The organism is Mojavia sp. (assembly GCF_059505145.1).
In genome coordinates this window covers 174,275-200,181 of the sequence record NZ_JCACKA010000115.1, presented here as the reverse complement: position 1 = coordinate 200,181, position 25,907 = coordinate 174,275, and the positions used below count along the sequence as shown (strand labels likewise).

The following is a 25,907-nucleotide window of genomic DNA, read 5'->3' as shown; positions in this document are numbered from 1 at the left end:
GTGCTTGCTAGAAGCGATGAAGCGAATTCAAGTCCAATCCTCTGTGCGTAAACCTACAATTTGTCCAAAATCAGCAGAATTTCGAGTCAATAGAATAGCTTGATTCACTAACGCGATCGCAGCAATTTTTAAATCCATTGTGCCCAATCTTGGATATAACGCCTTAAAGCGTTGAAATTCTTGGGCTGCCTGTTCATCAAATTCTAGAATCGGGATAGCGCAGTAGTTAGTTAATTGCCTCTTCAACTGCTTGTAAGCTTCAACTTGTCCCTCAACAGTCCGAGCTTTTGTCAAATAACTCAACCACCCCCGCGTTTGTTCTTCATAGCTGAAGACGTTGCGCTCCTGCTCCTCCACGATCCAAAACGCTGAGATGATCGGTATCAAGAATGTACATCTAAGCATCGCGTGATTCTACAGAATCTGAACGCAGGGATTCACGATACTCGCGTCCTAACTGCATGGCTTCATCATAAGCTGAGTTGTCAGCAAATGTTCCCGCGATCCTCTCCCACCAAGCTTTTGTTGGCAAAGAAACAACCTCCAATTGACTTTTGAGGCGTGCAACTTTAGCCTCTAGGATCGCTACTCGTTCTTCTAGTTGTCTTGGTACTGTTGACATAACTCACCTTGACTAATTATCTGCCTCTATTTTCTAACAGAGAATACTTGTAGTCCATACTTCTCATATTGGGACAGTGCATTAAAAACTTCCAAATAAAAAAATCTCCCATCATAGAAAGACATAAAAACAAAAATCTGCACAACAGCTAGTCCGATTCGCCTTCCACTGATATACGCTGAATTTTATCAGTAAGATTTTCTTCCCATTGAGTATCGCTCATATCTATACTAATCATCCGACCAGCAGCTTGTGAACGGTCAACATACACCTGAAACGCAATAATATCTTCTCGATGAGTCAGTACATAGCGTCGTAACTCATTAAGGCTCATTGCGTCATAATTAGCTGTTGTCATGGCTCGTATCCTCCACTAGGCTTAATCTCAAAATCTAAATTTTCTCCAGCCAGTAGGTATAACTTGCCAGTTCTTTCATCTATCCGAACAAGCTCAATACTTCTATACTGCCATCCGGTGTAAATAATATTAGTCAGGCGATAACACAGTCTGTAAAGCCCTTGGTTTGCTTATTTGTGGGATTCATATTATTACGTATAGCTTAACTTGCCAACTCATAATACGGCTCAATCGCCACCAATACTACGTGCATTTGTGCCCAGTCTAGGATATAACGGTAGCCACCATAGGCGATCGCTTCACATTCTAATTCGCAACAGCCAATGTAACCAAAACCCAATATGAAGAATTGCTATCACCCAAAATACAACTTGATAAGAAACTTTGCTACTTTTATGACGTAGTGTCTGTTGAGCAACAAACGCACCTAACCAACCACCCATTAATTCACATAGATGCAAAGTATTCTCTGGTACTCTCCATCGTCCTTGTTTTGCACAAGATTTATCGTGGGCGTATAGTGCAAAGGTAATTAAACTCATGACAAAATAAAGGATTAGAGGAATTGGGTTGCTAGTTGTCAATACAAAATGGATTGAACCCAACCCAGGTAGTAGAGATAGAAGCAACGTCTTTAATGCTAATGATGAAAATTCCATCACAAGCTTGGATGTAGATTTCGTCCGTGCGCTAGAAGATGAGGGCTGAGGTATAAGTTTTGATGTAACCCCCTTGATCGAGGCATTACAGGCGCTTACCTTACCGTTTTTATCGACTGTAAGTTGATAATGAATCAAATCTCCAACTTGGGGACGGCGGTTAACATCTTTAAATGCAGTGATGTGAATAAAGACTTCTTGACTACCATCGCTAGGTTGTATGAAACCAAACCCCCGATTATCTTTCCATCTGATTAGTTGACCTTTGCTTAAAACAGGTTTCATGAACAAGTCTTATGTCTGTACCTGTTTAATAGTGTGCCCATTTCTAAACGAAGAGACAATAATAACTTTAGCTTTGCATATTGTGCGATCGCTCTACCAAGAATCGTTATTTTTTATACAGCATGGAGGCGATCGCTAAATCATTGTTTTAGTTTGGTAAAAATGTGGCAATAAACTTTTCAACAGCTTTGGGGTCTTGCATCAGCTGCTCATTGAGTTGCTTGGCTTGCTCAGCGGGGTAAACATCTTCTACACCATTAACAACAGCTTGCAGTGCATCATGAACCACTTCCTCTGGGGGTACTTTAGGATCGGGGAAAGATTTGCCCATGCCAATATCGATAGCTCCTGGTAGCACTCCTACTACTAGTGTTTTCTGAGCCGCTAATTCTGCCCGAACCGCCTGAGTCAATGACAAAACTGCTGCTTTAGAAGCGCCATAGCTGCCATTCAAAGGAAGATTGACCCGCGCCACCATTGACACCATGTTGACAATCGCTCCACCCTGATTTTGTTTCAAGATGGGGGCAAAGGCACGGCACATGAGCAACGTCCCAAAGTAGTTAACTTCCATTTCTGCTCTAGCGGAGGACAAATCAGGTGCAGCAATCAATCCTTGGTTCAACCCCACACCAGCATTATTGATCAACAAGTTGACATCCTGACATTTTAGGGCAGCTTGGCGAACAGATTCTTCATCAGTAATTTCGAGCTGAATAGGGACAATTCGCTGCGGGTCTGTTGCAACCAATTCAGCTAGTGCATCCAGCTTGCGAGCACCAGCATAAATTTTGGCTGCTCCTTGCGCTCTCAATCCCTCTACGAAGTACTTACCAAGACCTCCATTTGCCCCAGTTACCAGAGCGGTCGCACTTAAAACTTGCATGATCTTTCTCCATACGGTCGAGATAAGAATCAGCTTATCCCAAAACTAAACTTCTACTTAATTTTTGGGAAGTACTTACTTTTCTGTAAGACCGTATGGGTCTAAAGGGAGCATATTATATGCCAGAAAAAGTTTGATGGAGTAAATTCAGCTACGACTGATGCCTTAGCTAACCTCTTGAAAACTGACAGATAACCTCTAAAGCATTTTTTCACCAAGCCTAGCAGTTTCATTATTTATTCAACAGTCGTAACGTAACACACCAAAACTTTGAGAAACATTGCGTTAGGCTTGCTTTAATGCCCTTCAAAAAACTGAACTTTACAAGGTAAGCTTGTGTCTGATATTGCACTACATAGATATCTCCCTCGCCTTCCAGAAACAGCGCTACAAGAGTTTACGGAATGGTGTGTTTTAGAGCAGGCAAAAACAGCAGGATTTGACTTTACTCCAGATACAAGTAAGTTGAATAACTTACCACCAAAAGACTACATCCCGAAACTGATCGACCAGTTCATGAAAGTTAAGCCAGACCCAATTAAAGCAGGTTTAGTAGCTGCGATCGCAGGTAAGGAAGCTGACAAAAATGCTTTGTCTGGCTTGCCGGCTTTAGCTGATTTTGTCTCACTTTATGTCAAGTACTTAATACCAAAAGACGGTAGTACTGCCGAACAAGCAGATGCGTTATTAATGCAGGCATCACAAGAACAATGTGAAAAACTGATTCAAATTGCCAAAAAATATGGTGTAGAGTTTTAGTTTATAGATGATCTAGCGCTTTTGTTTGAATGCAATACACAGTAGGGACACAATATCTTGTGTCCCTACAAATCACCTCTATTCTATTCCGCTTAAAAATAACAAAAATTAGATTGAAGAAGAATTGCTGCTCAATTCCTCTGAAGAACAAGGATTCTTCAAAGTGACATTATGCTGCCTTTTTATTCTCCTAGCGAATTTATTTTAACTAAATTGCAGTTCCTTAAAAGCTTAAATATAATTTTACTGGAGTGATAAATACATAAATTGTGGTAAATATCTACAATATACAGATTGATTATACATTAGGAATTGCTCGCCACTATTACCTCAGTAAGGATGGTGATTTCAATAGTTCTGTTGGTTGGGGGCCTACTGGGGTGGAATGGTACGGATCTGTAGAACTAACGAAAGAAGAACTGAAGCGTATCCATCAATACACTAATACATTTGGTCAATATAATATTCATTCTAATAACTGTGAAATGTTTGCTTGGTACGTCAAGACTGGTAAACAATATTCAGGTCAAACACAGGAGATTAGATTAACGAATTTTGGTGCAGCTTTAGTCTCACTAGTTCAGCCCGTCCACACTGTTAGTAGTATAAAATATCTTGAAATCGAAAAGTCTATTGCGGATAATCTTCAGGCAAATTTAGAGCAAGTAAAACGGAATAAACTTCTTGAAGAACAAGCTGCACGAGATGCTTTTTGGGCCCGTAGAGATGCTGGCTTATCCTAAAAATATTCACAACAAATGCTAACTATTATTGGTTGCGGTAATCTCAATCGCAGTGATGATGCTGTAGGCGTAATCATTGCTCAACGCTTACAGCAATTTCTAACTGAAAATCCTCATCCTGGGGTACGAGTCTATGACTGTGGAACCGCAGGTATGGAAGTGATGTTTCAAGCCAGAGGTAGCAAACAATTAGTTATTGTTGATGCAAGTTCCACGGGTTCTGAACCAGGTGCAGTGTTCAAAGTTCCAGGAAAAGAACTGGAAGCTTTACCAGAACCCAGTTATAACTTGCATAATTTTCGTTGGGATAATGCTTTAGCCGCTGGACGGAAAATCTTTCAAAATGACTTTCCCAAAGAAGTAACAGTTTACCTCATTGAAGCAGCAAATCTTGATTTAGGATTAGAGTTAAGTCCTGCTATCCAACATTCTGCCAATCTAGTGTTTGAAGAAATCACCGCATTGATTAGACAAAATACTAAGGCTTAATTAACAATCCAAAATCTCAAATTGAATCAGGCCCAATCTCGGTAAACTGAAAGTTCATCTACCCTCATTTCAAAGGGAATTCCTTGACTCTCTGGAGGACAAACACGGATTTTAGCATTACTAACCATTTGACCTAGTAATGTTGCCATTGGCACAATTTTTTGCAAAACACGCCAGTTAGTAACTTGGTCGGGACATTCTACTACCAATACCATAGCATTGGCATGGGTGGTGACATACCAACGGCAACTAGATAAGAGGTTCTGAATCGTGCGATCGCAAGCTTCATAAAAGTACTTGCTAATAGAATACTCTAGTTGCTGCCGCAAAATAATATCTGCTGAAGTCAGTTGAATTGGGTGTGAATCATCTTCGTAGGAGTAAATTTCTTTAGCCATCTCTATTGATTTCCCTAGCTATATGCCAATTGCCATTGCATAGAGAACATCTTTATTAGTTTCTAAGAATTCTTGAGTTTCATCATCATAGTAAGCACCAATTCCACTACAATGAATGCCCCAATAATTGCTAACAAGATAAACTCTCTGCCCTAAAAAGCCAGCTATTTGCATAGCTGTTTGATAATTTATATAGTCGGACACAAGAAATAAAGTTACAGCGCTATCTCTTGCAATTGCCTGATTAATGCACAAGTAACCTGTCTTTTCGCTGAAATTGCCCGCCTTGATTAGATGCATTCCTTTATATAATCCAGGAGATATTCCCTCTACTCGATGGACAACTGAATAAATTTCTATCTCCTCAAGGTTTTCTGTAGGTAGCGGTTGCTCAAGGTGCTGCATAATCCGCCAATAATCTTCTTGAGTAATCGGCTGTTTCTGAAAACGCCTAATTGAGCGCCTCATCCAAACAGTCTGAAAAAATTTATCCTTGTCAAAGTCGAACTGAGGAAATACTAGTTCCTGCTGGCGACTTTTTTGTACAGATGTTTTTTGATAGCCTTCTTCTAGAAATTGATTAGCTTCAAAATAATCTGTGCCACAGACAAAGGGAACTTTCAACCTTAAATTTCTGACTTTTCCCTCTTGTACGTCTCCAGAAATCGCACAAGCTGTAATAAACTCTTTATTCTCAAACCCTAAAACTTCATTGAGAGCGAGTTTATCAAAGTCAAAAATTATTTGGATGTCTTTGTGATGAATATAGGCTGATGCGGCAATTGCATCTAAATGATGACCGCTATCCAGCCAGCAATATCTCATGCCCCTGTTTTTGTATTTCCAGCTAGACCTATAATAAACACAACTAATTAAAAAAACGAATCCATTTATACTTTTGCTCGGTATAATATAGCTCTCTAAGCCATCATCAATTAATTCATAAATGAGTGTTAGACAATTATTCTCAACTTCATTTGAATCGGAGTCAGTTGGTCGGCTTGAAACAGCCCATATTGCTGCGACCATCCTGACTGCTGAGTATCGGTTATTCCGCTGCCAAACATTTGCTCGGCGGCAGGGTTAAAAATCAGCAATTGGCTCTTATCATCTGAAACAATTACGCCATCGCTCATGCTGTTGAGGATCAGTTGCATCAAACTAGTCTGGTCTTGGAGTGTTTGGTTACTTTGCTGGAGGTCAGTTTCTGCCTGATTCCGTTTTAGGGTTTCTCTGCGAATAAAATCCCATCAAAGGGTTCTCCCCGCTCGGTTGCCGCTTTTGCTACCCTGGTTCCGGCAAAGGTATAGTTGAGTACGACATTGGGGTGTTCTTGTTGATAGAGTGCATCAATCTCCTCCAAGGCACCGCGCATCATGCCTGCCGCGACAAAATTTAAGGCAACCACCTGAGTCGAGGGAGTAGAACAACTTCCCAACCACAACACAACAATCAACGAGATCAAGCACAATGCCATCCACCGCAAGCGTTTCATACTAGGTTACTGAAGACTTGCCCTCTAGTATTCCCAGGTAAGCAAACTGTTTAACAGAAAATTGAGGCAGGCAGATATAGCGGTACGATGTAGAAGTTGAGTGTTAGAGGAATGTCACGCATGAAGCTAGGAGGAGACTTGAAGCGCGAAGCTGGGGAAGTAGGGGGAGAAAAAAATAATTTAACGTATATTCGTAACCAATTTATTCAAGGGGTAAAAGATAGAGGATATAATTCTGCAAATCTTCCTCAAGGTTGGCCTAGCCAAATCAATCTTAATTCCTTGATTGGCAAGCTCAAAAACTAATGCTCATAACTATAAATAAATTTTATGACTAATGAGATTATCGAAAAACTTAAACAAGCCTCTGATAATCTGCTAATGCTCAGTGAATCAGAATATCCTTTTGAAGTTTTTTTGTGGGCTGGTCAAACTCAAGAAACTTTAACAAATCAAAAACTTCTCCAATTGACAGGTCATCAACAAGATACACCCGTTGAAACAGTAGACCTAGATTATTTCTTTCGTAATTGTGCCCAAGAAAAAGATTGGTACGATGAAACACAAATAGAGAATGTTCAAAAGTTTCAGTCGCTTGTTAAAGCACTCAAAGATAATCTTACCAATATCAAAGTTTATCGTTTGGGTAAAGTCAATATTGATGTCTATATTGTTGGTCAAACCCCATCTAAAGAATTAGCAGTAATTTCAACAAAAGTTGTGGAAACATAATTTACAAATCGCTAGCCTGTCTATATCTGTAGACAGGCTTTAGTTTCCATTAACAAGTCTTACAAAGTGTCAACTCTAGCTTCACTTGTACTTTGAACAGATGTAGAGACATTAGAAAGTAGATTATAACCAGTGTTCACTTCGATGGAGTCAACAGTAACTCTGTAGTCTCTCCAGTCTGCATATCTGACACCTTGTGTATTAGGTATGTTTACAGCAATTACTCTTGTGCTAGTAGTTACGCTACTAGCTCCAGAATTTGGTCTATTTAAGACTACAATAACCTTCCAAGTTCTGGCTGGGACTGTAACCTTACCATTAGCAATTGTAGTTTTTGTTCCATTTGACCCTGTTCCACCAGTACCATAGGAACCCGCAATAATGTAGAGTTCTTTACCTTGATTAACTACTAAATCTCTACAATAACTTTCTAAATTTGCCCATATTCCCTGATTATTGTCGGGTGCTTGGGGTATCATATTTGTCATGAGGAAAGTAGCTGAGTTGTTGGCAATCGTATTTGTCCTATCTGCGGAGGGAGTCATGTGTCCCCTGTCAAAGCCACTACCAGTGTAATCGGAAGAAGTAACTCGATAGCAGCCTGAAGGTAATGTAGTATCCGCACGGAAATCATCTTGACGCGGCGCACTTCCTAACCATGATGTGTTTAACTGCCAACTCACCCAATTGGGTGTCCCTCTGTAGCAGTTATGGGAAACCGCATACTGAGCTTTGCTTAATAAATAATTACTGAAACTACTGCCAGCATTACTAGGATTACCCATTGCTAAATGAACACTTGAGGTTTGGGCTTCAAGGGGCTTTTGTGTGTAATTCAATAGAGCAAAATATACTGCTGGTATGGCAATAGGTAGAATAGCTCTGAAAAACTTAGGCTTCTTCATTTGTCTACATTTGTTTAAATGAATTACATTTATTTCTGTAAAAACTACAAAAATAAAGTAAAACTTAGCACTCAAAACATAGCGTCGTTTTGATAAACAGAGGTAAAAAGCCTGTAAACGTAAAGTTAAAACTTAGTAATCACCTAAGATAAATTTTGTATTTATAGTAATAAAGGATACAAGATAATATAAATTTGAGTACATACATATTAATTGATTTTATTTTGCCTCATTTTAATCAAGTTTAAGAACTGTTCTAAGTAATTTAAATATTTTAAAGATAAGAGTTTACTTAATTGCTGTGGCGATCGCACAATCTAAATATCACTTATGAATATTTGAGAATACGCTTGAAGAACAACAGAATTATGCTAAAGTCATGCCTTATATACATATTTATTAAGAAATTTTAAAATATTTTATTATAAAAATAATAATTTGCTAGTTTTTTAAGTATTAATAATTAAAAAGCAAACGAAACATGGAAATTAGCGCTCGTAATAGTCTTAAAGCTACTGTCAAACAAGTTGTTGCTGGCTCCGTTAATACGGAAGTGACTTTAGAATTAGCACCTGGGGTAGAAGTAGTAGCGATAATCACAAAATCATCGGCAGAAAAGCTTGGCCTTGCAGAAGGGAAGCAGGCTTACGCCGTAATTAAAGCATCAGATGTGATAGTTGCTGTTGATTAAACTGTAGGCGACTTACCATTTCTTGTAAGTCGCCGCTTTATATTGCTGTGATAGAGAAATCTTACTTAATTTGAAGTTCTTAGGGTGGGCATTGCTAGCCCTACATAATTATATATATTGCTATTTACTATTTGCTTGAATATTAACTAGCAACTATACGCACATAAATTATACGAGCTATTTCCCAATTTATTGCCCTAATTCTGTCTTGAGTTTTGATTTGTAAAGAGGGAAAGCGTTGTATTAAAGTGATTTTAGTTCCTACTGTGACGCCCATTTTTAATGAACAGCCTGCAACACTAAAAGGGGTAAACATTTAAATTCAGGAGTTAATATTAATATTTACAGTTAAAAGAATGCAAATAGCAAAACTGAATAAGTTTTTCAAATATAAAAATTTGTTTTTAACCACTTATTAATTAGGAATTATGTAGATGCTTTTAAAACAGCTTGTCCCAGGCTAGGATGAAGGATGAAAAGTATCTTCATCCTAGTTCAAGCTATAACTGCACTTTAAACAAGATATGGTTCTTGATGAGTCTTAATAGTGCAATTAGAACGGGGATAGGTAACGCAAAGTAAAGCGAAGCCCTTAGCCATCTGCTCATCATCTAAGAAGATTTGATCAGATTGATCTACTTCACCTTCAACAACCTTACCAACACAACTAGAGCAAGACCCTGAGTGACAAGAGAAGGGCAAATCAATACCACTTTCTCCTGCTGCTTCTAAAATTGTGGTTTCTTCATCCACTTCAATTGTGGTGTCGAGGTCTTCCTTTTTGTTGATTAATCTAACTTGGTAGGTAGCCATTTTCCGATTCTCCTCTAAGTTTATACAATTAGGTTTAATTCCCGGAGTTTGTCAGTCTCCCTGTTCTACTTTTTGTGCAGCTACGCAAAGCGCGTCTGCGGGAATCCTCTACAGTCAGACCTTGCCACCAATAGAATTGCGGCCAGACTCCACATTAATGACTTCACCAAGTCTGAAACAGTATTAGCTGCAAGGTACACCGTCAGGAGTGCAGTCGCCTGCTTTAAACGACTTGCCACAACCGCAGCTATCAGTTGCATTAGGGTTGGTAAACTTAAAGCCGCTTTCCATTACCCCATCAACAAAATCGATTACAACTCCTTGCAATAACGGTGCGCTTTTGGCATCAACGTAAAGCAATACCTTGCCTTGTTGAACTACCAAATCGTCTGGTTGCGGTTTGCTAGTAATATCGATTCCATATTCATAGCCACTGCAACCACCATCTTTTACAGAGATGCGAACGCCTTTAGTTGCGCCGTTGGGGTCGGGAGCAGAACCAGCTAAGAATGCCCGCAGACGAAATTCGGCTTTTTCTGTTAAAGTAACAGTCATCAAATCTCCTGATTTGTAGCGATTGGTTGTTTTAATTACAGGTGTGGGTTTGTGTCGTGTATTTACACAATCAGCAGCTTAATTGGCGTAGCTATCACAACGAGGCGTCAACCCAGGAATAACCAGGTACTGAATATAGCTACCAACTGCAAGATTGCATCCGTGATATTTGCATTGATGAGAACAATCAACTATTTTGTGCAATTGCTGGTGGGTTCCATAGAATCAGATTGTGCGTATCTCCAGGGTGCGCTGTTACCGCAAACTGGACAAGAGCGATCGCGGTGAGAACGGCGTTTGGCAAATTCCATCCGGCTCAGGTCAATTGTTAATAACTGCGACAATAGAGGTTGACTAAACCCAGTAATCAGCTTAATTGCCTCTAAAGCTGTTAAACAAGCCAGTGTCCCAGAAACAGCACCCAGAACTGAAAAGCCACGCCGATCCCAATCAGGTTTTTCTGGAAATAGACAGGACAAACAAGGAGTTACACCAGGAATAATCGTAGTCAGGTAAGCCTCCATCCCGTCCATTGCAGCTTCCACCATCGGCTTACGCCAACGCACACAAGCTGCGTTCAACAGATTGCGCTCCGTAAAATTGTGGGCGCAGTCAAGAGCCATATCAGCAGATTGTACCAACGAGTCTACATTTTCCGGGGTGATGTAATCATGAACTATTTCTACTTGGACATCAGGATTAATCGCTTCCAAAGTTTCTTTAGCTTTGATTACCCTTGGCTTACCTACCCAATCATCTGTCATCAGAATCTGACGATTCATATCATCCAGCCGCAGGTCACCACCCCGAACTAAGATTAGTCGCCCAACGCCCGCTACTGCTAGGTAAAGCGCCGCCGTACCGCCTAATCCCCCCACACCCGTAACCAGAACCGTCGCTGACTTCAGGCGCTTCTGAGCTAGTTCGCCAAAATTAGGGAGCATCATTTGGCGACTATAGCGTTCTAATTCGGTAGGCGTTAGGTTTACCACTTTTTACCTCCTAATCAGAAGTGATTTCTGTCAGCTTGACTACATTTTTCTGCTTCTCATTAAACACCTTGAACAACTTTTGTTCTTGGGGTGTTGATTCGAGAAATACCTCATAAGCTTTTTGCAAAGCAATGGCATATTGATTGAGCTTTTCTTCTGAATTGAATTCAGGAGAATTCTCATCAATTTCTCTCATGTATTGGGAGAATTTCTTCAAAATATGTAAACGATTTACATTCACAAACTTTTGGTCGTAGGGCAGGTTAAAAAATTGAAAGTATTCTTCTGCATCCACGAGTTGCTTAAATTCATCAATAGTACCGCTCATTGACCCTTCTCCAATTTTTTTAGCTGCTTCTTAAGTTCATCTAATTGACGATAGATTTCATAAGTTTCAGCAGCAACATCCATGAGTTTCTCAAAGTCTGTTGGTAACCCCTCCGCTAAATCATGCAGATCCATTTTCATTTGACCTGCCTTACTGTTGAGGCGTCTTATCTTACCTTGAAGTTCCTCAATACTTTTATCTTCTGCTTGCACCATCAGCCTCTCCTTATTAAAAAGTGCTGAGTAATGAGTGCTGAGTTTAAAACTCTTGACTCAGAACTCAGAACTAGTTAAAGCTTGCCAACTTCGGGAAAGCGTTTTGCCAAATCAACGCCTTTTTCTACTAGCTTTGCTCCTTCTTCTGCAACTTTTTCTAATGAGTCAAAGCCAAAGCGATGAGCATCTCGTAAAGTTCTCGCAACTAACAAAAGACGCCCAGAAAATACAAGCACCCAGCCAAATCCTTCATGGCTTAAATCAACCACAACCTGAGAAATTAAACCTGTTTCCTTCTCTATACAAGCGGCTACAGCTCGATAAAATGCCATAATCCGTGCTTGGGTGATCGGATCTACCTCGCCCTCAAGAGAAATTTCACGTTTCTTTTGTTTGGTAACTACATAGGGTTTGAGAATTAAATCATCCGACCAATTCCGGTAGACACCATAGGTATCTTGTCCCCGGATTTGTTGCACTATTGTTTTGAGAAAAGGAGAGGTAGAGGCTATAGTACTAGTGGTTCCATTAACACTGTTATTTTCGCTCATACGGTTGCTTCATTTTCTACTACATCTTCAAATGTTGTGTTTTTTTGCTTTAAAGCTTTACGCAACCAAGGAGGCGGATTCCCTTTGAGAGTTTGGACTAATTTCGTTAATATTTCCGCGATTTCTTCTTCTTCCGATCGCGCTTTAATAGGTGTAACACCTTTTTTAATTAAACGAGCAGCAGCACTACCGCCAATTGCCACAACATAAATAATTGTGCAGTCACCTATTGCTTCAAGTTTTGGTGTGATTTTATCCTCATTCCCATCTTCTTTGAGGTCGCCCTCAAAGTTTAAAGTCTCAACAAATGAATATCCCTCATCTGAGACTTCATATACATCAATTTGTCTTGCCCATCCGAAGTGAGCATTAATATGAACCCGGTCACTTGTCGTGAAGGCAATTTTCATTATTAGTCTCCTAGATTAGGGATCGGGAATCGGGGATTGGGGATTGGGTACTGGGGGTTGGGTATTGGGTATCGGATATTTAAATATCTAAAAACACTCTTTCCCAGTTTCTAGTCCCTAGTCCCTAGTCCCCAGCCACCAATCCCTATTACCAATCTCCGTGAAAGTGTTTAACTCTCTCTTCTTCTGCTTCTAAAAAGAGATTGCCAATACCAAATAAAAGCTCCATTGTGCCTCGGTAGCCAACTTTGGTAAATTGACCATTACCCAAGCGATCGTAAATGGGCAGACCCAGACGATATAGAGGGATGGAAAGGCGTTTAGCGATCGCACCTACATTAGAATTGCCAATCAACAAGTCAGATCCAACAGCCTGATCTTCAAAGTCTTCCAAATCACCAATGGTTACACTTTTAATCGGGAGTTGTTCTAAAAGAGGCGATCGCGTTGTCGTCACCGCAGCATGAATTTGCGTTCCCATTGATTGCAAAAAATGCACTGTTGACCACAACAAGTCTGGTTCTAAGGCTAAGGATACGCGTTTAGCACCAAAGTAAAAGTGAGTATCTAACATCGCATCTTGCAGTTGGCGACGCTGGCGGCGATATTTTTCTGGGACGCTATTACCGCTGAGAATTGCCAACGCGTGTAGAAACTCGTCTACAGATTCTAAGCCTGTCAGTTGACCAAAAACTTCATAGGGAATACCAAACCGTTCTTGCAGAATCCGCGCTGCACCTCGCATACTTTCACCAAGTGCGATCGTGAATGCAGAACCGCCAACTTCTCGTAGTTGAGCGACAGTTGTCCCACTGGCTGTCACAGCACTATAAGAATCTTCTAGGTGTCCATCTAAAGAAGCACTCAAGTCAGGTACAACGATAGGAACTAGCCCAAAGGCTGTTACCATCTCTTTGATTTCCTGTACATCCCCTGGCGTAAAAGACGAACCCGCCAAGATGGTCACTTGTTCGATTCTGGTTGCACAGAGTCGGGGAACTTCCTTAACTATGCTTTCCACCGCCACAGCAAAGCCATCTTGCAAAGCCCCTTTAAAATCTGGTGTTGGGGCAAATACAATCGGTAGGCGATCCAATTCTGGGTGGCGATCGCGGATATCCTTAAGAAAACGTTCTATGTCATCGCCTCTAGTTTCTGTTAGCCCAGTGCTACATAGACCAATAATTTCTGGTTGGGACTTCTCTACCAGGGTGAGAATCGCTTGTTCCACATTCTCTTCACCACCTAAGATGGTAGTTACTTCTGTCATGGCTGTAGTTGCCAGGGGAATCGCCTCTCGGAAATGCCGTACTAACACGACTTTGGCAAAGGCAGTACAACCTTGAGAACCATGAAACAAGGGTATCATTCCCTTCAATCCCAAAAAAGCTAAAGATGCACCCAAAGCTTGGCTTTGCTTGAGGGGATTAACTGTAAGTGCTTTGTTAGGAGCAGTAACGATCGCCATTAGCTAACCTCTTCTACTAAGCCGATTTCATCAGAGGCGATGAACATCCCCGTTTCCTCATCCCAAGGCGCAGGCTTGCGGATTTGTTCCCAAATTGGGCTGTAGAGAGCTTCATACAGTTCTCTTGCCATTTCTACCATTCCCACATAACCAGCGTAAGGATGGTGGCGTTCTTGGTTAATGTCAAGGAAAGGAATCCGGGCTTTAAGGGCTGTATATTGGTTACGACCCCCAGCAATCAACATATCGGCGTTGGTATCTTTAACCAGTTGCAGCAGTTCTTTGGCATTGCCTTTTTCTAGCATGATGCCATCGTTACCGATTAACTTCTTAATCCGGGCTTTGTCCTCTTCTGTACTTTTTCTGGTGCTAGTGGCAACAACTTCTATGCCTAAGTCTTTAGCTGCGGAGATAATTGACCAACTCTTCACACCGCCGGTATACAAGACAACGCGCTTACCTTTGAGGCGGGCACGATAGGGAGCCAGAGCCAAATCTAGAGCAGCAGTCTCTTCGGCAATCAGGTTTTCTGTGCGTTCTTGTAAATCAACATCACCCAATTTTGCAGCAATGTTCCGCAGACAGCGGTTCATGTCATCGATGCCGTAGAAAGACTCTTCAATGTAAGGAATGCCGTAACGCTCCTCCATCTTTCTCGCCATGTTGAGCAGCGCTCGTGAGCAGATCATCACATTCAGCTTGGCACGGTGAGCGTAAGTAATTTCTTGATAGCGAGCATCACCTGTGATTTTCGATAAGACTCTGATGCCCAATTTTTCCAACAGTGGTGTCACTCCCCACATTTCGCCGGCGATGTTGTACTCACCGATTAAGTTTATATCGTAAGGTGTAGTGTATTCTGGTTCTGCCGTTCCTACTACATATTCCAGCAAAGCTTCACCGCCAAAGCGGTTACCTAAATTTTTACTACCAATAAATCCAGGTGCAATTACCGGAATAACCGGAGTGCCAATTTTCTCGGCAGCAGCTTTGCAGACAGCATCAATATCATCGCCAATCAGAGCAGTCACACAGGTGGCGTAAACAAACACCGCCGCCGGATTGTAGCGCTTGTGTAGTTCCAGAATGGCTTTATAGAGCTTCTTTTCGCCACCAAAGATGACATCGTTCTCACCCACATCAGTGGTAAACCCCGTTTTGTAGAGCAGGGGGCCTGAAGAGAGACTACCACGACTACCCCAGGAATTACCAGCACAGGCGATCGGGCCATGGACTAAATGAGCAGCATCGGTAATTGGTACTAAAGCAATCATTGCGCCATCAAAGGCACAACCCCCTTGAGCAGCTCCTGGTTGCGCCTGTTGCGTACAAGACTTGTTTTTCTTTTCCCCCTGCTTCTGCTGATTATGTTCGCATCCTGGCTCACTAAGTAGCTCGTTGATTTTGCCTTGGGTAATTTTCATCTCTCTTCTCTTGCTGGATGGCAGTTGTTAATTCTTCGTTGTCAGTTTCAGTTATTGACCTGACCAACAATTAATCTCTAATCAATTTCCTGCAAAAATCTTATCTACACCACATTGACACCAATAAATCGTGGTTATCAGCGTTTATCTGTGGTTTCATTTTCATAAAATTGACTTTTGCAAGATGGTAAACGACCAATGACTAATGCCTAACAAATGTATTTCGTGACATCCTCTCCACATTCATCAGCAAGATAAGATAGAGCACGAAAACGCAACATGACAAACTCGTCATACAAAGGATTGAGTTTGCATAGCGGTGGAATATGGTAACTCCGGCCAAACAAGTTAATATTACGCTCAAAAGGGCAACAACAAGGAATGACTTGACAAATTAAATGAGCAAAACGAGAATTTTTTACTCGGATTCCATCTACAAAACGACGTAAAGGTTTGAGGATGTCAAAAGAGCCAGAGCGTTTAGAATTAGGTGGATGGTAATTTGGATGGGGATGAGAGTGATGGTGACTGATACTATCCATAATCAATATCTTCGGTAAAAGGAAAAAGTGAAAAGTAAAAAGTAAAAAGATATTTCTTTAAACTTTTTACTTTTTACTTTTTAGACACGCCGCGAGTGAATGTGATTCTTAACGAATCAAGTCGTAGGAAATGTCGGTCTTAGAAGGAATGTTGGTGTTGTAATCGATGTCCTCAAAGATTGTATTAACAATCCAGCTGAGGAGGTTGATTACACCTTGGTAACCAATGGTGCTGTAGCGGTGCAGGTGGTGACGATCCATGATTGGATAGCCAATTCTTACGAGGGGAACCTTACAATCGCGCCACAGGTACTTACCGTAGGAATTACCGATTAACAGGTCTACAGGTTCGGTGAACAACAAAGAACGTAAATGCCATAAATCCTTACCAGCCCAGATTTTTGCATCCTTACCGAAGGGGCTAGAATCTAGCAATGCTTGAAGTTCTTTTTCAAACACGTCATTGGAGTTGTGAACCACAATATGTGCAGGTTCAGCACCCATTTCCAGCATAAAGCCAACTACGCTGTAAACTAAATCTGGGTCGCCGTAGATAGCGAAGCGCTTACCGTGAACCCATGAATGGGAGTCAGTCATCGCATCAACTGCGCGACCGCGTTCGATTTCTAGTTCTTTAGGAATTGGTTTGCCACTCAGTTCGCTGAGTTTCATCAAGAACTCATCAGTAGCTTTAATACCCCAAGGACGAGAAACTACAACATCTTGCTGCCACTCTTTGGCGATGTATTCACGAGTTTTAGGAGTAGAGTGAGCTTGCAGAACAACTGTAGCTTTAGCATTAATTGCATCAGCTGCATCTTCTAGCTTTGTACCACCTGGGTACATATCAAATTCACCAGTGTTGGGTGCATCCAGATAGTCACTGTTATCTGACAGAACGGTATAGTCAATACCGAACAGAGAAGCAATGCGTTTTACTTCCCGGAGATTGCCAACGTAGGTATCAAAACCTGAGATGAAGTTGATTTTGCCATTGCTGGTAGATTTCTTCTTACCTGCGGTTAAGGTAGTCAGAATCCCCTTCATCATGTTGTCGTAGCCAGTGATGTGGGAACCAACAAAGCTAGGAGTGTGAGCAAAGGGAACTGGGAAATCTTGAGGAACTGAACCCGCTTCCTTAGCGTTACCGATGAATGACTGCAAGTCATCACCAATTACTTCTGCCATACAGGTGGTGCAGACAGCAATCATCTTGGGCTTGTAAAGTTTGTAAGAGTTTGCCAAGCCATCAATCATGTTTTGCAGACCACCGAACACCGCTGCGTCTTCAGTCATCGAAGAAGAAACGCCAGAGAATGGTTCTTTGTAGTGACGAGTTAAGTGGGTACGGAAGTAAGCAACACAACCTTGAGAACCTTGAACGAAGGGTAGAGTACCTTCAAAGCCAACAGCAGCGAACATAGCGCCTAAAGGTTGGCAACCTTTAGCAGGGTTAACGGTCAAAGCTTCACGAGCGAAGTTCTTTTCACGATAATCCCAACTCTTTGTCCATTCTGCAACCCGTTTTACTTCTTCAGGGTCGTGACCGTTTTCAAACTCTTTCTTGTTTTGAAATAGTTGTTGGTACTCTGGTTGGTGGAACAGTTGTACGTGATCTTGAATTTTTTCTGGATTCTGAGGCATTTCGGGATCTCCAAGCTGACTGAAGTCGTTACTAATTGAGGAATGAGGATTTTTGATGAGGGCAGGTAACGAGACTTGGGATGGAGTATGGGAATATAATTCAAAACTCAAAATGCAAAATACAAAATTCCAAATCTTGAATTTTTAATTTTGAATTTTGGATTCCCAACTCCCCCCTGGGGTTTTAGCCCCAGGCTATCCCTACTTATCTCTTTCCCATTTCCCTAGACGGCAGCTTTAGCTTTAGCTTCAGCTTTCTTGCTCCAAGGAGCGCCGATTAATCCCCAGGTTGGGCTGTTGAGTGCTAAATCCATGTCACGGGCGAAGATGGCAAACCCGTCATAACCGTGATAAGGGCCGGAGTAATCCCAAGAGTGCATTTGACGGAAAGGAAGACCCATCTTTTGGAAGACGTACTTCTCTTTCACACCGGAAGCTACAAGGTCAGGCTTCAGCGCTTTGATAAACTCCTCGAATTCGTAAGCGGTAACGTCGTCATAAACGATGGTGCCGTTTTCGATGTAGCCAGTGGTACGTTTGTAGTCGTCATTATGAGCGAACTCATAACCTGTACCAATCATCTTCATACCCAAATCTTGGAAAGCGGGTACAACGTGGCGAGGACGCAGACCACCAACCATCATGGCGACAGTCTTACCGTCCAAGCGGGGGCGGTATTTGGCAACGATCGCATCCATTGTAGGCTGATACTTGGCGATTACCTTCTCAGCGTTTTCTTGGATCTTCGAGTCAAATTTAGAAGCGATTTCCCGTAAAGATTCAGCAATCTTGGTGGGGCCGAAGAAGTTGTATTCTAACCAGGGAATACCATACTTCTCTTCCATGTGACGGCTGATGTAGTTCATCGACCGATAGCAGTGGATGAGGTTCATCTTCACATTGGGTGTCATCAACATTTCGTTGATTGTGCCATCACCAGACCACTGAGCGACTACGCGCAAGCCGATTTCTTCTAGCAGGATGCGGCTAGCCCAAGCATCACCACCGATGTTGTAGTCACCGATGATTGCTACGTCATAAGGAGTAGCATCAAACTTGAGTGTGCCATCTTTCTTGGCTTGATCTGCTCTAGGGAATACCCAGTCACGGATCATGTCGTTAGCGATGTGGTGACCCAAAGACTGGGAAACACCACGGAAGCCTTCACAACGTACAGGTACAACAGGCTTGTTAATTTCTTTAGCTGCTTTCTTAGCTACAGCTTCGATGTCATCCCCAATCAAACCGATGGGACATTCAGATTGAATAGAAACACCACGGCTGAGAGGGAAAAGAACTTCGAGTTCTTGAATCAGCTTAAATAATTTCTTGTCTCCACCGAAAACGATGTCTCTTTCTTGGAAGTCGGAGGTGAAGTGCATAGTACCAAAGGTATCAACACCAGTAGTACCGATGTAGTAGTTACGACGGCCAGACCAAGACCAGTAACCGCAACCTACAGGCCCGTGACTGATGTGGATCATGTCCTTAATAGGGCCCCAAACCACACCCTTAGAACCTGCATAGGCACAACCACGAGCGGTCATTACACCAGGAAGAGACTTAATGTTAGACTTAACGCCGCAGTCGCTCTTACCTTCTTCGTATACGTTTAAGTGCTTTTCCCGCTTTTTCTTAGCTTTTTCTGGATAAGCGTCTAGAACTTCTTTAATTAGTTCTTTTCTTTCTTCGATGATGTTGTTGTTTTCTGGAGGAGTCATTTTTGCCTCTCTTGCACCTAAGGAACCGGGATAGGAAGGGATTTCCCCTATGGGGTTGGGGACACTAAGTCCCCTGGGGGGATAGAAGTCAGATCAAAGGTAAAAGGGAATTTATGCCAGTGTTTCTTTTTCCCTTTTCCTTTTCCTGGGTCATGGCTTACTTAGCAGTAGCTTCTGCTGGCTTGCCAATAATTTCTGCGTGCTTGGTATCGTCGTCGAGAATACCGAATTCGACCAACAATGCTTCTAGCTCGTCCATTTCGATGGGGGTGGGGATGGTGAGCTTGTCGTTGTTGATGATCTTCTTAGCTAGGGCGCGGTATTCGTTACCCTGATCGCTGTCAGGTGCGTACTCGTTAACGGTCATCCGGCGCAATTCTGCGTGTTGAACGATGTTGTCACGAGGTACGAAGTGAATCATTTGGGTGTTCAACCGTTCTGCCAGGGTTTCGATCAATTCGATTTCCCGGTCAACTTTACGGCTGTTACAAATCAAGCCACCCAAGCGCACACCACCGGAGTGAGCATATTTCAAGATACCGCGAGCGATGTTGTTAGCAGCATACATCGCCATCATTTCACCAGAAGTAACGATGTAGATTTCTTGTGCTTTACCTTCACGGATAGGCATAGCGAAACCACCGCACACAACGTCACCCAATACGTCGTAAGATACGAAGTCTAGGTCTTGGTAAGCACCGTTTTCTTCTAAGAAGTTGATGGCGGTGATGATACCACGACCGGCGCAACCTACACCGGGTTCTGGGCCACCAGACTCCACGCACTTAACACCACGGAAACCGGTCAGCATTACTTCGTGAAGTTCTAGGTCTTCTACTGCACCACGTTCAGCAGCGAGGTGTAACACGGTGGTTTGAGCTTTACTGTGGAGCATCAAACGGGTGGAGTCAGCTTTGGGGTCGCAACCTACAATCATGATGCGCTGACCCATTTCTGCCATAGCTGCCAGGGTGTTTTGGGAGGTGGTAGATTTACCGATACCACCTTTACCGTAAAAAGCTATCTGTCTAATGTTTTCGTCAGTCATGGTTCGTGTTTTCCTGCAATTGGTTGGTTGGTGGGTCTTTCGCTTTGGGTTTGGGTCTCACGCCTGTTGAGCTACGGCAGTGAGTTTGTGTAGAACGTCGCCAGGGGCGTTGGCACTAAGTGCCCGCTGGAGGCGATCGCTCCACAGCAAAAACTATCGGTAGTAAAGACATCTATGTTCCTCGTCAAATCTCTGTTTGTTCTTTGTTAATAGTCATTTGTAAGTTGTCCTGACTTTTAACAAAGGAAATTACGCACTTTACAAATACTTACCCAGTAGGACTTGACTGACGTATTCCTTCACTATCAATGTCTAAGTCCTGTTACTTGTTCAAAATAGCGCCTTTGACATTTGAGACGCGAGCCATTGCAGCGCTAATATCATCAGCAGACACTCCATTTGTTATCATTGCGTCACTGAGGTGTTTCGCAACTGCATCAAAGTGTTGTTGCTGTACACTCATACCTGCGTGTGTTTTCTCCATTGGGCGGCCTGCATATTGCTTTGGCCCCTCAAGTAACTGAGATACGAAAGCAATAAAGTGACCACGCTGCTTCGCCATATCTGTATGAGCAAAGAAAGTATTAACGCTGTTGTCTGCTAGGATGCGTTTGTGCAAATCATCAACTACTTTCTCGATAGTTGCTTGTCCGCCAATTTTGTCGTACAATGTTGCGCTCATATCCTTATTCCTTTGAAGCGAGTTGGATTATGGAATTCGCAATTAGGCGTTTAATACTTGCCTATGTGCTTTAGCTGTCTGTTGTCAGTAGGATTGAAGCATTGATGGGAAGACATTTTGTCGGTCAAATCCTATCTGTGTCTTGGCTGATGCACATTAGGGTGTATTTGTGCAGTGCGTAAAATCTAGAGTTATGGTTCAACCGCTTCGACTATCAGATTCTTGCTGACGCGATCTTGCAACCTCGCTTCTATAGCTATTTTCAGTGTTGCTGTACTGCTAGAACAAGAACCACAAGCTCCTTGCAGCAGAACCTTAACGCGATCGCCATCTACATCGTACAGTTCCACATCGCCACCATCAGCAATCAGAACGGGTCTGACTTCTTCATCTAATACCTTTTGAATCAGTGCAATTTTTTGCACGTTGGTCAATGTGCGCTGTGATTGCTGTTTAGCAGTAACAATATCTGTTGCAACTGTCACGCCATAGTTGTTGAGTGCAGGTATGACGGATTGTTTCTGTACATCTTTAATAATATCATCAATGTTTGCCAGACAAGAACCGCATCCGCCACCAGCTTTGACGTAGTTTGTTACCTGCTCGGCATCAGTGAGGTTATTTTCCAGAATCACGCGCCGAATCTTGGATTCGCTGATACCAAAGCAACTACAAATGAGCGCTCCTTCATCATCGTCATCATGGGTGGCTAGGGGAATGCCACGATAATTATAAATTGCGGCTTCTAGCGCTTCTTGCCCCATGACAGAGCAATGCATCTTAGCTTCTGGCAATCCACCCAAGTACTCTGCAATGTCTTTATTGGACACATTCAGGGCTTCATCTAAAGTTAAACCCTTGATCATTTCAGTGAGGGCGCTGGAAGATGCGATCGCACTAGTGCAGCCAAAAGTTTGAAAGCGAGCATCGAGAATCTTATCGCTGGCGACTTCAACTTTCAGGTGCAGTCTCAGAGCATCACCACAAGCAATGCTACCTACCTCTCCAGTTGCTACCTTCACCCCAGATTCATCAGCTTCTTCAATTGCTCCCTGATTCTTGGGATTGTAAAACAATTCTAATACTTTATCTGTGTAGTCCCACATATTAAGTTCCGAGTGCTGAGTGATGAGTTTTGAGTGGGGATTGGGTATCAGGGATTGGGTACTGGGTATTGGGTATTAAGAAAACTTTTCCCAGTCCCTAATCCCTAATCCCTAGCGATGAGCCAATGTTTGTTCCTGCGCTTGCAGCCAACCCGCTTCGTCATTTTTGAAGGGTGAAAGGGCGCGCAAACGTTCTACAATTTCAGGCATAACCGCAATTACTTGATCGATTTCTGCGTCTGTGGTGTAGCGACAGAGGCTGAAGCGGATGGAACCGTGCAAGGTGGTGTAGGGTAAGCCCATTGCCCGTAATACATGGGAGGGTTCCAAAGAGCCAGAGGTGCAAGCAGAACCAGATGAAGCACAGATACCGTATTTGTTCAACGAGAGTAAGATGGCTTCACCTTCGATATACTTGAAGCCAATGTTGGTGGTGTTTGGCAATCTCTGCGTAGGATCTCCGTTTACTTCGCAGTTAGGAATCTTGGCGAGTAAGGTTTTTTCTAGGCGATCGCGCAGCCTTTTTTCTCTCTTAGTCGCTTCTTCTAAATGTAACAGTTCCAGTTCGGCAGCTTTGCCTAGAGCAATAATTGCTGGAACGTTTTCTGTCCCTGCACGGCGTCCACGTTCTTGGTGTCCCCCAATGAGGAAGGGACGGAATCTCACCCCGCGCCGTACATACAAAGCGCCTATTCCTTTGGGTGCGTGAATTTTGTGGCCGGATAGGGTTAACATATCTACGGTGCTATTCTTCATATTCAATGGGATTTTTCCCACTGCTTGCACCGCATCTACGTGGAACAAAGCACCATGCTCTTTCACCCGCAATCCAATCTGCTCGATTGGGAAAACCACGCCGGTTTCGTTATTGGCATACATAATTGTCACCAAGGCGGTGTTACCCGTCAAGGAAGCTTCTAGTTCATTTAGATCTATTTGCCCCTGACCATTTACCGAAAGATAAGTAACACTATAACCTTGGGTTTCTAATTGTTTGCAGACATTAAGTACTGCTGGGTGTTCAACTTGGGTAGTAATAATGTGTCGCTTTTCTGGTTGCGCCAACAGTGCGGCGCGAATTGCGGCGTTATCGCCTTCAGTTCCGCAACTGGTGTAAACAATTTCCGATTCATCTGCTCCCAGAAGGGCTGCAAGTTGTTCTCTTGCTGTTTTTACCGCTTTGCCAACTTGTCCACCAAAGGTGTGCATACTAGAGGGATTGCCGTAATATTCAGTTAAGTAGGGCAGCATCGCCTCTACAACTTCTGGGTCTACCTTAGTGGTGGCATTATTATCGAGATAAATGCAGTTGCTTTGCATTGGTTCTAAGATTATGAATTATGAATGATGAAGGATGAAGTATAAAGCTCGAAGTTTCAGGTTCAAAGCTCGAAGTTTCAGGTTCAAAGCTTGAAGTTTCAGGTTTTAAGCTCGAAGTTTCAGGTTCAAAGCTTGAAGTTTCAGGTTCCAAGCTTGAAGTTTCAGGTTCCAAGCTTGAAGTTTCAGGTTTTAAGCTTGAAGTTTCAGGTTTTAAGCTCGAAGTTTCAGGTTTTAAGCTCGAAGTTTCAGGTTTTAAGCTCAAACTTTGAAGTGTAAAGCTTGAAATTCGAGGTTTAATACTTCATAATTCATAATTTATCCTTCATACTTCATCTGGGGTTGACGCTTTTGCAACTGCTCAGAGAATTTCCTTGAATAGAAGTATCCACTATCAAATATAATAAAGGTTGTGTCTATGCGTTCTTATGGAAAGTTGGGGTTACGCAAGAGTCAGCGGTGAGGAGCAGCAAACAGATAAAGGTGCGTTGCGTAAGCAAATAGAACGCTTGCAGAATGCTGGATGTTCAAAAGTATACTGGGATATTCAATCACGGACAACCGAAGTCAGAGAAGGGCTACAACAATTAATTAATGACTTGAAGACATCTGCAAAGGGTAAGGTAATATCTCTGCAATTTACCCGGATTGATCGGATCGGCTCATCATCGCGTTTGTTTTATTCATTGTTGGAAGTATTGCGTTCCAAAGGAATTAAACTAATAGCCCTAGATCAAGGAGTTGACCCAGATAGTCTTGGCGGGGAATTAACGATTGATATGTTGCTTGCCGCTGCCAAATTTGAGGTAAGAATGGTAACAGAGCGATTAAAAAGTGAACGTCGTCATCGGATAGACCAAGGGAAAAGTCACCGAGTTGCCCCATTGGGATACCGTATCCACAAAGATAAATATGTCCGTGATGATTCACCATGCGTTTGTTTGTTAGCAGAACGAAGAGAATTGACTGTATCTGACGTAGCTCGGTATATTTTTAACACTTTTTTTGAGTGCGGTTCAGTTGCTGCTACTGTTCGTAAATTGCACTCAGATTTTGGGATAGAAACAAAAGCTTTTGATTGGAACAAGTCAGAAACAAGTTCACGGATTATCAGCGACGACGACTTAGATACAATTGTATTTACACCAAATAAAGCTAACCACCCCTTGCGTTATCCTTGGTCTGGGCTGAGATGGTCAATACCAGGCTTAAAAGCATTATTAGTCAATCCTGTTTACGCAGGAGGCTTACCTTTTGATACTTACGTTAAATCAAAGGGCAAGCGAAAACACTTTGACGAGTGGAAGGTAAAATGGGGAACCCATGATGATGAGGCAATCATTACCTGTACTGAACACGAACAAATAAAACAAATTATCCGAGGTAATCGCCATAACCGATGGGCTTCAAGAGAAGATAACGAAGTGAATCCATTTTCTAATTTAATCAAATGCGCTCATTGCTCCGGTTCAATGACACGCCATGCAAAACGGGTAAATAAGGATGGGCAAGCTATCTATTATTTTCAGTGCCGTTTGTATAAAGCTGGTAACTGTAGCAATAAAAATATGATTTCATCAAAAATATTAGATATTCAAGTGGTGGATTTATTAGCACAAGAAGCCGAACGGTTAGCAAACTTGGTAGAAACAGATGAGCCACCTATTGTAGAGGAACCCCCAGAAGTCAAAACTCTCCGCGCATCGCTGAATAATCTGGAAACCTTGCCACCAAGTTCAGCAATCGAACAAATAAAAAATGACCTCAAAGAACAGATTGCGATCGCACTGGGAGCAATCAATAATGCATCCAGAGAATCCTTGATTGCTAAGGAACGCATTATACGCGCTTTTGCTAATAAAAGTTACTGGCAAGGACTTAATGCTCAAGATAAAAGAGCAATCCTCAATGGCTGCGTTAAAAAAATCTGCGTAGATGGTAACTTCGTGACAGCCATTGAGTATCGTTACTAGACGGTTTTGTTTTTGGACTACTTTGAAGCGAATATCGCGCAAAGGAGACTTCCGCTTCTGTCTATCCGCCAATGCCCAGCCATTTAGATCTAGCAC

At 42.3% G+C, this 25,907-nt stretch carries 36 protein-coding genes and 1 pseudogene; 9 read left to right on the top strand and 28 right to left on the bottom strand.

Features of this window, described 5'->3' with window-relative positions; translation table 11 throughout:
• Positions 1 to 27: 27 nt before the first annotated feature.
• The 6 genes from AC5JL8_RS31450 to AC5JL8_RS31425 all read right to left on the bottom strand — a co-directional run bounded on the left by AC5JL8_RS31450 (position 28) and on the right by AC5JL8_RS31425 (position 1,924).
• Complete coding sequence (locus AC5JL8_RS31450; RefSeq protein WP_495883595.1) at positions 28 to 357, bottom strand: type II toxin-antitoxin system VapC family toxin; 330 nt, start codon at positions 355 to 357, stop codon at positions 28 to 30.
• A gap of 40 nt (positions 358 to 397) precedes the next feature.
• Positions 398 to 622 carry a hypothetical protein gene (locus tag AC5JL8_RS31445; protein WP_495883594.1) on the bottom strand — a complete coding sequence of 75 codons (225 nt, stop codon included), beginning with the start codon at positions 620 to 622 and terminating at the stop codon, positions 398 to 400.
• Between the two features lie 148 nt (positions 623 to 770).
• Complete coding sequence (locus tag AC5JL8_RS31440; RefSeq protein ID WP_495883593.1) at positions 771 to 980, bottom strand: DUF6887 family protein; 210 nt, start codon at positions 978 to 980, stop codon at positions 771 to 773.
• Complete coding sequence (locus tag AC5JL8_RS31435) at positions 977 to 1,105, bottom strand: DUF6888 family protein (protein ID WP_495883748.1); 129 nt, start codon at positions 1,103 to 1,105, stop codon at positions 977 to 979. The genes AC5JL8_RS31440 and AC5JL8_RS31435 overlap by 4 nt, the downstream gene beginning before the upstream one ends.
• Positions 1,106 to 1,182: 77 nt before the next feature.
• Positions 1,183 to 1,320: a hypothetical protein gene (locus AC5JL8_RS31430; protein ID WP_495883592.1), complete on the bottom strand. Its 138-nt coding sequence runs from the start codon at positions 1,318 to 1,320 to the stop codon at positions 1,183 to 1,185.
• Positions 1,280 to 1,924, bottom strand: a complete 645-nt coding sequence (locus tag AC5JL8_RS31425) for a DUF1294 domain-containing protein (protein ID WP_495883591.1) — start codon at positions 1,922 to 1,924, stop codon at positions 1,280 to 1,282. Before AC5JL8_RS31425 ends, AC5JL8_RS31430 begins: the two co-directional genes overlap by 41 nt.
• Between AC5JL8_RS31425 and AC5JL8_RS31420 the strand changes: the two genes are divergently transcribed.
• Positions 1,923 to 2,063 carry a hypothetical protein gene (locus AC5JL8_RS31420; protein WP_495883590.1) on the top strand — a complete coding sequence of 47 codons (141 nt, stop codon included), beginning with the start codon at positions 1,923 to 1,925 and terminating at the stop codon, positions 2,061 to 2,063. The genes AC5JL8_RS31425 and AC5JL8_RS31420 overlap by 2 nt on opposite strands.
• A gap of 9 nt (positions 2,064 to 2,072) precedes the next feature.
• On the opposite strand, the gene AC5JL8_RS31415 is transcribed toward AC5JL8_RS31420, so the two are convergent.
• Positions 2,073 to 2,810, bottom strand: a complete 738-nt coding sequence (locus AC5JL8_RS31415) for an SDR family oxidoreductase (RefSeq protein ID WP_495883589.1) — start codon at positions 2,808 to 2,810, stop codon at positions 2,073 to 2,075.
• A gap of 336 nt (positions 2,811 to 3,146) precedes the next feature.
• Here AC5JL8_RS31415 and AC5JL8_RS31410 point away from each other — a divergent pair, with 336 nt between their 5' ends.
• The 3 genes from AC5JL8_RS31410 to AC5JL8_RS31400 all read left to right on the top strand — a co-directional run bounded on the left by AC5JL8_RS31410 (position 3,147) and on the right by AC5JL8_RS31400 (position 4,801).
• Positions 3,147 to 3,569 carry a hypothetical protein gene (locus tag AC5JL8_RS31410; protein ID WP_495883588.1) on the top strand — a complete coding sequence of 141 codons (423 nt, stop codon included), beginning with the start codon at positions 3,147 to 3,149 and terminating at the stop codon, positions 3,567 to 3,569.
• A gap of 269 nt (positions 3,570 to 3,838) precedes the next feature.
• A complete protein-coding gene (locus tag AC5JL8_RS31405) occupies positions 3,839 to 4,312 on the top strand; it encodes an NC domain-containing protein (protein ID WP_495883587.1) in 474 nt (157 codons plus the stop codon).
• Between the two features lie 15 nt (positions 4,313 to 4,327).
• On the top strand, positions 4,328 to 4,801 hold the full coding sequence (locus AC5JL8_RS31400) for a hydrogenase maturation protease (protein ID WP_495883586.1): 474 nt from the start codon (positions 4,328 to 4,330) through the stop codon (positions 4,799 to 4,801).
• A 26-nt stretch (positions 4,802 to 4,827) separates the two neighbouring features.
• Here the strand turns inward: AC5JL8_RS31400 and AC5JL8_RS31395 are convergent, their stop codons facing one another.
• From AC5JL8_RS31395 to AC5JL8_RS31380, 4 genes and pseudogenes are all read right to left on the bottom strand, one after another.
• Entirely contained in the window at positions 4,828 to 5,199 is a 372-nt protein-coding gene (locus tag AC5JL8_RS31395) for a hypothetical protein (protein WP_495883585.1), read from the bottom strand.
• An 18-nt stretch (positions 5,200 to 5,217) separates the two neighbouring features.
• A pseudogene (locus AC5JL8_RS31390) lies at positions 5,218 to 6,174 on the bottom strand (SagB/ThcOx family dehydrogenase); the annotation flags it as partial.
• Positions 6,153 to 6,356: a PAS domain-containing protein gene (locus tag AC5JL8_RS31385; RefSeq protein ID WP_495883584.1), complete on the bottom strand. Its 204-nt coding sequence runs from the start codon at positions 6,354 to 6,356 to the stop codon at positions 6,153 to 6,155. The gene AC5JL8_RS31385 and the pseudogene AC5JL8_RS31390, both read right to left, overlap by 22 nt.
• A gap of 65 nt (positions 6,357 to 6,421) precedes the next feature.
• The gene (locus tag AC5JL8_RS31380) at positions 6,422 to 6,694 is read right to left on the bottom strand and encodes a hypothetical protein (RefSeq protein WP_495883583.1); all 273 of its coding nucleotides are present in this window, start codon (positions 6,692 to 6,694) and stop codon (positions 6,422 to 6,424) included.
• A gap of 111 nt (positions 6,695 to 6,805) precedes the next feature.
• Between AC5JL8_RS31380 and AC5JL8_RS31375 the strand changes: the two genes are divergently transcribed.
• Together AC5JL8_RS31375 and AC5JL8_RS31370 are read left to right on the top strand one after the other, a co-directional pair.
• Positions 6,806 to 7,000, top strand: coding sequence for a hypothetical protein (locus AC5JL8_RS31375; RefSeq protein WP_495883582.1), 195 nt, complete (start codon positions 6,806 to 6,808; stop codon positions 6,998 to 7,000).
• A 24-nt stretch (positions 7,001 to 7,024) separates the two neighbouring features.
• The gene (locus AC5JL8_RS31370) at positions 7,025 to 7,426 is read left to right on the top strand and encodes a nuclease A inhibitor family protein (protein ID WP_495883581.1); all 402 of its coding nucleotides are present in this window, start codon (positions 7,025 to 7,027) and stop codon (positions 7,424 to 7,426) included.
• Positions 7,427 to 7,485: 59 nt separating this feature from the next.
• Here AC5JL8_RS31370 and AC5JL8_RS31365 read toward each other — a convergent pair whose 3' ends face one another.
• On the bottom strand, positions 7,486 to 8,331 hold the full coding sequence (locus AC5JL8_RS31365) for a DNA/RNA non-specific endonuclease (protein ID WP_495883580.1): 846 nt from the start codon (positions 8,329 to 8,331) through the stop codon (positions 7,486 to 7,488).
• 481 nt (positions 8,332 to 8,812) lie between these two features.
• Here AC5JL8_RS31365 and AC5JL8_RS31360 point away from each other — a divergent pair, with 481 nt between their 5' ends.
• Positions 8,813 to 9,022: a TOBE domain-containing protein gene (locus tag AC5JL8_RS31360; protein ID WP_495883579.1), complete on the top strand. Its 210-nt coding sequence runs from the start codon at positions 8,813 to 8,815 to the stop codon at positions 9,020 to 9,022.
• Between the two features lie 513 nt (positions 9,023 to 9,535).
• On the opposite strand, the gene AC5JL8_RS31355 is transcribed toward AC5JL8_RS31360, so the two are convergent.
• The 16 genes from AC5JL8_RS31355 to nifS all read right to left on the bottom strand — a co-directional run bounded on the left by AC5JL8_RS31355 (position 9,536) and on the right by nifS (position 23,841).
• Complete coding sequence (locus AC5JL8_RS31355) at positions 9,536 to 9,835, bottom strand: 2Fe-2S iron-sulfur cluster-binding protein (protein WP_495883578.1); 300 nt, start codon at positions 9,833 to 9,835, stop codon at positions 9,536 to 9,538.
• A 183-nt stretch (positions 9,836 to 10,018) separates the two neighbouring features.
• A complete protein-coding gene (locus AC5JL8_RS31350; RefSeq protein ID WP_495883577.1) occupies positions 10,019 to 10,390 on the bottom strand; it encodes a HesB/IscA family protein in 372 nt (123 codons plus the stop codon).
• Positions 10,391 to 10,581: 191 nt separating this feature from the next.
• The gene (locus AC5JL8_RS31345) at positions 10,582 to 11,382 is read right to left on the bottom strand and encodes a HesA/MoeB/ThiF family protein (protein WP_495883576.1); all 801 of its coding nucleotides are present in this window, start codon (positions 11,380 to 11,382) and stop codon (positions 10,582 to 10,584) included.
• A gap of 10 nt (positions 11,383 to 11,392) precedes the next feature.
• A complete protein-coding gene (gene nifW / locus AC5JL8_RS31340) occupies positions 11,393 to 11,710 on the bottom strand; it encodes a nitrogenase-stabilizing/protective protein NifW (protein WP_495883575.1) in 318 nt (105 codons plus the stop codon).
• Positions 11,707 to 11,925, bottom strand: a complete 219-nt coding sequence (locus AC5JL8_RS31335) for a CCE_0567 family metalloprotein (RefSeq protein ID WP_495883574.1) — start codon at positions 11,923 to 11,925, stop codon at positions 11,707 to 11,709. Before AC5JL8_RS31335 ends, nifW begins: the two co-directional genes overlap by 4 nt.
• A gap of 74 nt (positions 11,926 to 11,999) precedes the next feature.
• Positions 12,000 to 12,476, bottom strand: a complete 477-nt coding sequence (locus tag AC5JL8_RS31330; RefSeq protein ID WP_495883573.1) for a NifX-associated nitrogen fixation protein — start codon at positions 12,474 to 12,476, stop codon at positions 12,000 to 12,002.
• The gene (gene nifX / locus AC5JL8_RS31325; RefSeq protein ID WP_495883572.1) at positions 12,473 to 12,886 is read right to left on the bottom strand and encodes a nitrogen fixation protein NifX; all 414 of its coding nucleotides are present in this window, start codon (positions 12,884 to 12,886) and stop codon (positions 12,473 to 12,475) included. The genes AC5JL8_RS31330 and nifX overlap by 4 nt, the downstream gene beginning before the upstream one ends.
• A 148-nt stretch (positions 12,887 to 13,034) precedes the next feature.
• Positions 13,035 to 14,354, bottom strand: a complete 1,320-nt coding sequence (gene nifN / locus AC5JL8_RS31320) for a nitrogenase iron-molybdenum cofactor biosynthesis protein NifN (protein WP_495883571.1) — start codon at positions 14,352 to 14,354, stop codon at positions 13,035 to 13,037.
• Complete coding sequence (nifE, locus tag AC5JL8_RS31315; protein WP_495883570.1) at positions 14,354 to 15,778, bottom strand: nitrogenase iron-molybdenum cofactor biosynthesis protein NifE; 1,425 nt, start codon at positions 15,776 to 15,778, stop codon at positions 14,354 to 14,356. The genes nifN and nifE overlap by 1 nt, the downstream gene beginning before the upstream one ends.
• Before the next feature lie 209 nt (positions 15,779 to 15,987).
• The gene (locus tag AC5JL8_RS31310) at positions 15,988 to 16,320 is read right to left on the bottom strand and encodes a Mo-dependent nitrogenase C-terminal domain-containing protein (RefSeq protein WP_495883569.1); all 333 of its coding nucleotides are present in this window, start codon (positions 16,318 to 16,320) and stop codon (positions 15,988 to 15,990) included.
• A gap of 108 nt (positions 16,321 to 16,428) precedes the next feature.
• A complete protein-coding gene (gene nifK, locus AC5JL8_RS31305) occupies positions 16,429 to 17,964 on the bottom strand; it encodes a nitrogenase molybdenum-iron protein subunit beta (RefSeq protein ID WP_495883747.1) in 1,536 nt (511 codons plus the stop codon).
• Positions 17,965 to 18,188: 224 nt separating this feature from the next.
• On the bottom strand, positions 18,189 to 19,685 hold the full coding sequence (gene nifD, locus AC5JL8_RS31300; RefSeq protein WP_495883568.1) for a nitrogenase molybdenum-iron protein alpha chain: 1,497 nt from the start codon (positions 19,683 to 19,685) through the stop codon (positions 18,189 to 18,191).
• Between the two features lie 157 nt (positions 19,686 to 19,842).
• On the bottom strand, positions 19,843 to 20,733 hold the full coding sequence (nifH, locus tag AC5JL8_RS31295) for a nitrogenase iron protein (RefSeq protein ID WP_495883567.1): 891 nt from the start codon (positions 20,731 to 20,733) through the stop codon (positions 19,843 to 19,845).
• Between the two features lie 322 nt (positions 20,734 to 21,055).
• Positions 21,056 to 21,415, bottom strand: a complete 360-nt coding sequence (locus AC5JL8_RS31290) for a group I truncated hemoglobin (RefSeq protein ID WP_495883566.1) — start codon at positions 21,413 to 21,415, stop codon at positions 21,056 to 21,058.
• 191 nt (positions 21,416 to 21,606) lie between these two features.
• Positions 21,607 to 22,521 carry a Fe-S cluster assembly protein NifU gene (gene nifU / locus AC5JL8_RS31285; protein ID WP_495883565.1) on the bottom strand — a complete coding sequence of 305 codons (915 nt, stop codon included), beginning with the start codon at positions 22,519 to 22,521 and terminating at the stop codon, positions 21,607 to 21,609.
• Between the two features lie 111 nt (positions 22,522 to 22,632).
• Positions 22,633 to 23,841: a cysteine desulfurase NifS gene (nifS, locus tag AC5JL8_RS31280; RefSeq protein ID WP_495883564.1), complete on the bottom strand. Its 1,209-nt coding sequence runs from the start codon at positions 23,839 to 23,841 to the stop codon at positions 22,633 to 22,635.
• A gap of 41 nt (positions 23,842 to 23,882) precedes the next feature.
• Between nifS and AC5JL8_RS31275 the strand changes: the two genes are divergently transcribed.
• Together AC5JL8_RS31275 and xisF are read left to right on the top strand one after the other, a co-directional pair.
• Positions 23,883 to 24,110, top strand: coding sequence for a hypothetical protein (locus AC5JL8_RS31275; RefSeq protein WP_495883746.1), 228 nt, complete (start codon positions 23,883 to 23,885; stop codon positions 24,108 to 24,110).
• 156 nt (positions 24,111 to 24,266) lie between these two features.
• Positions 24,267 to 25,811 (top strand): fdxN element excision recombinase XisF, encoded by a 1,545-nt coding sequence (gene xisF / locus AC5JL8_RS31270; RefSeq protein WP_495883563.1) that lies wholly within the window; start codon positions 24,267 to 24,269, stop codon positions 25,809 to 25,811.
• The last annotated feature ends 96 nt before the right edge of the window (positions 25,812 to 25,907 follow it).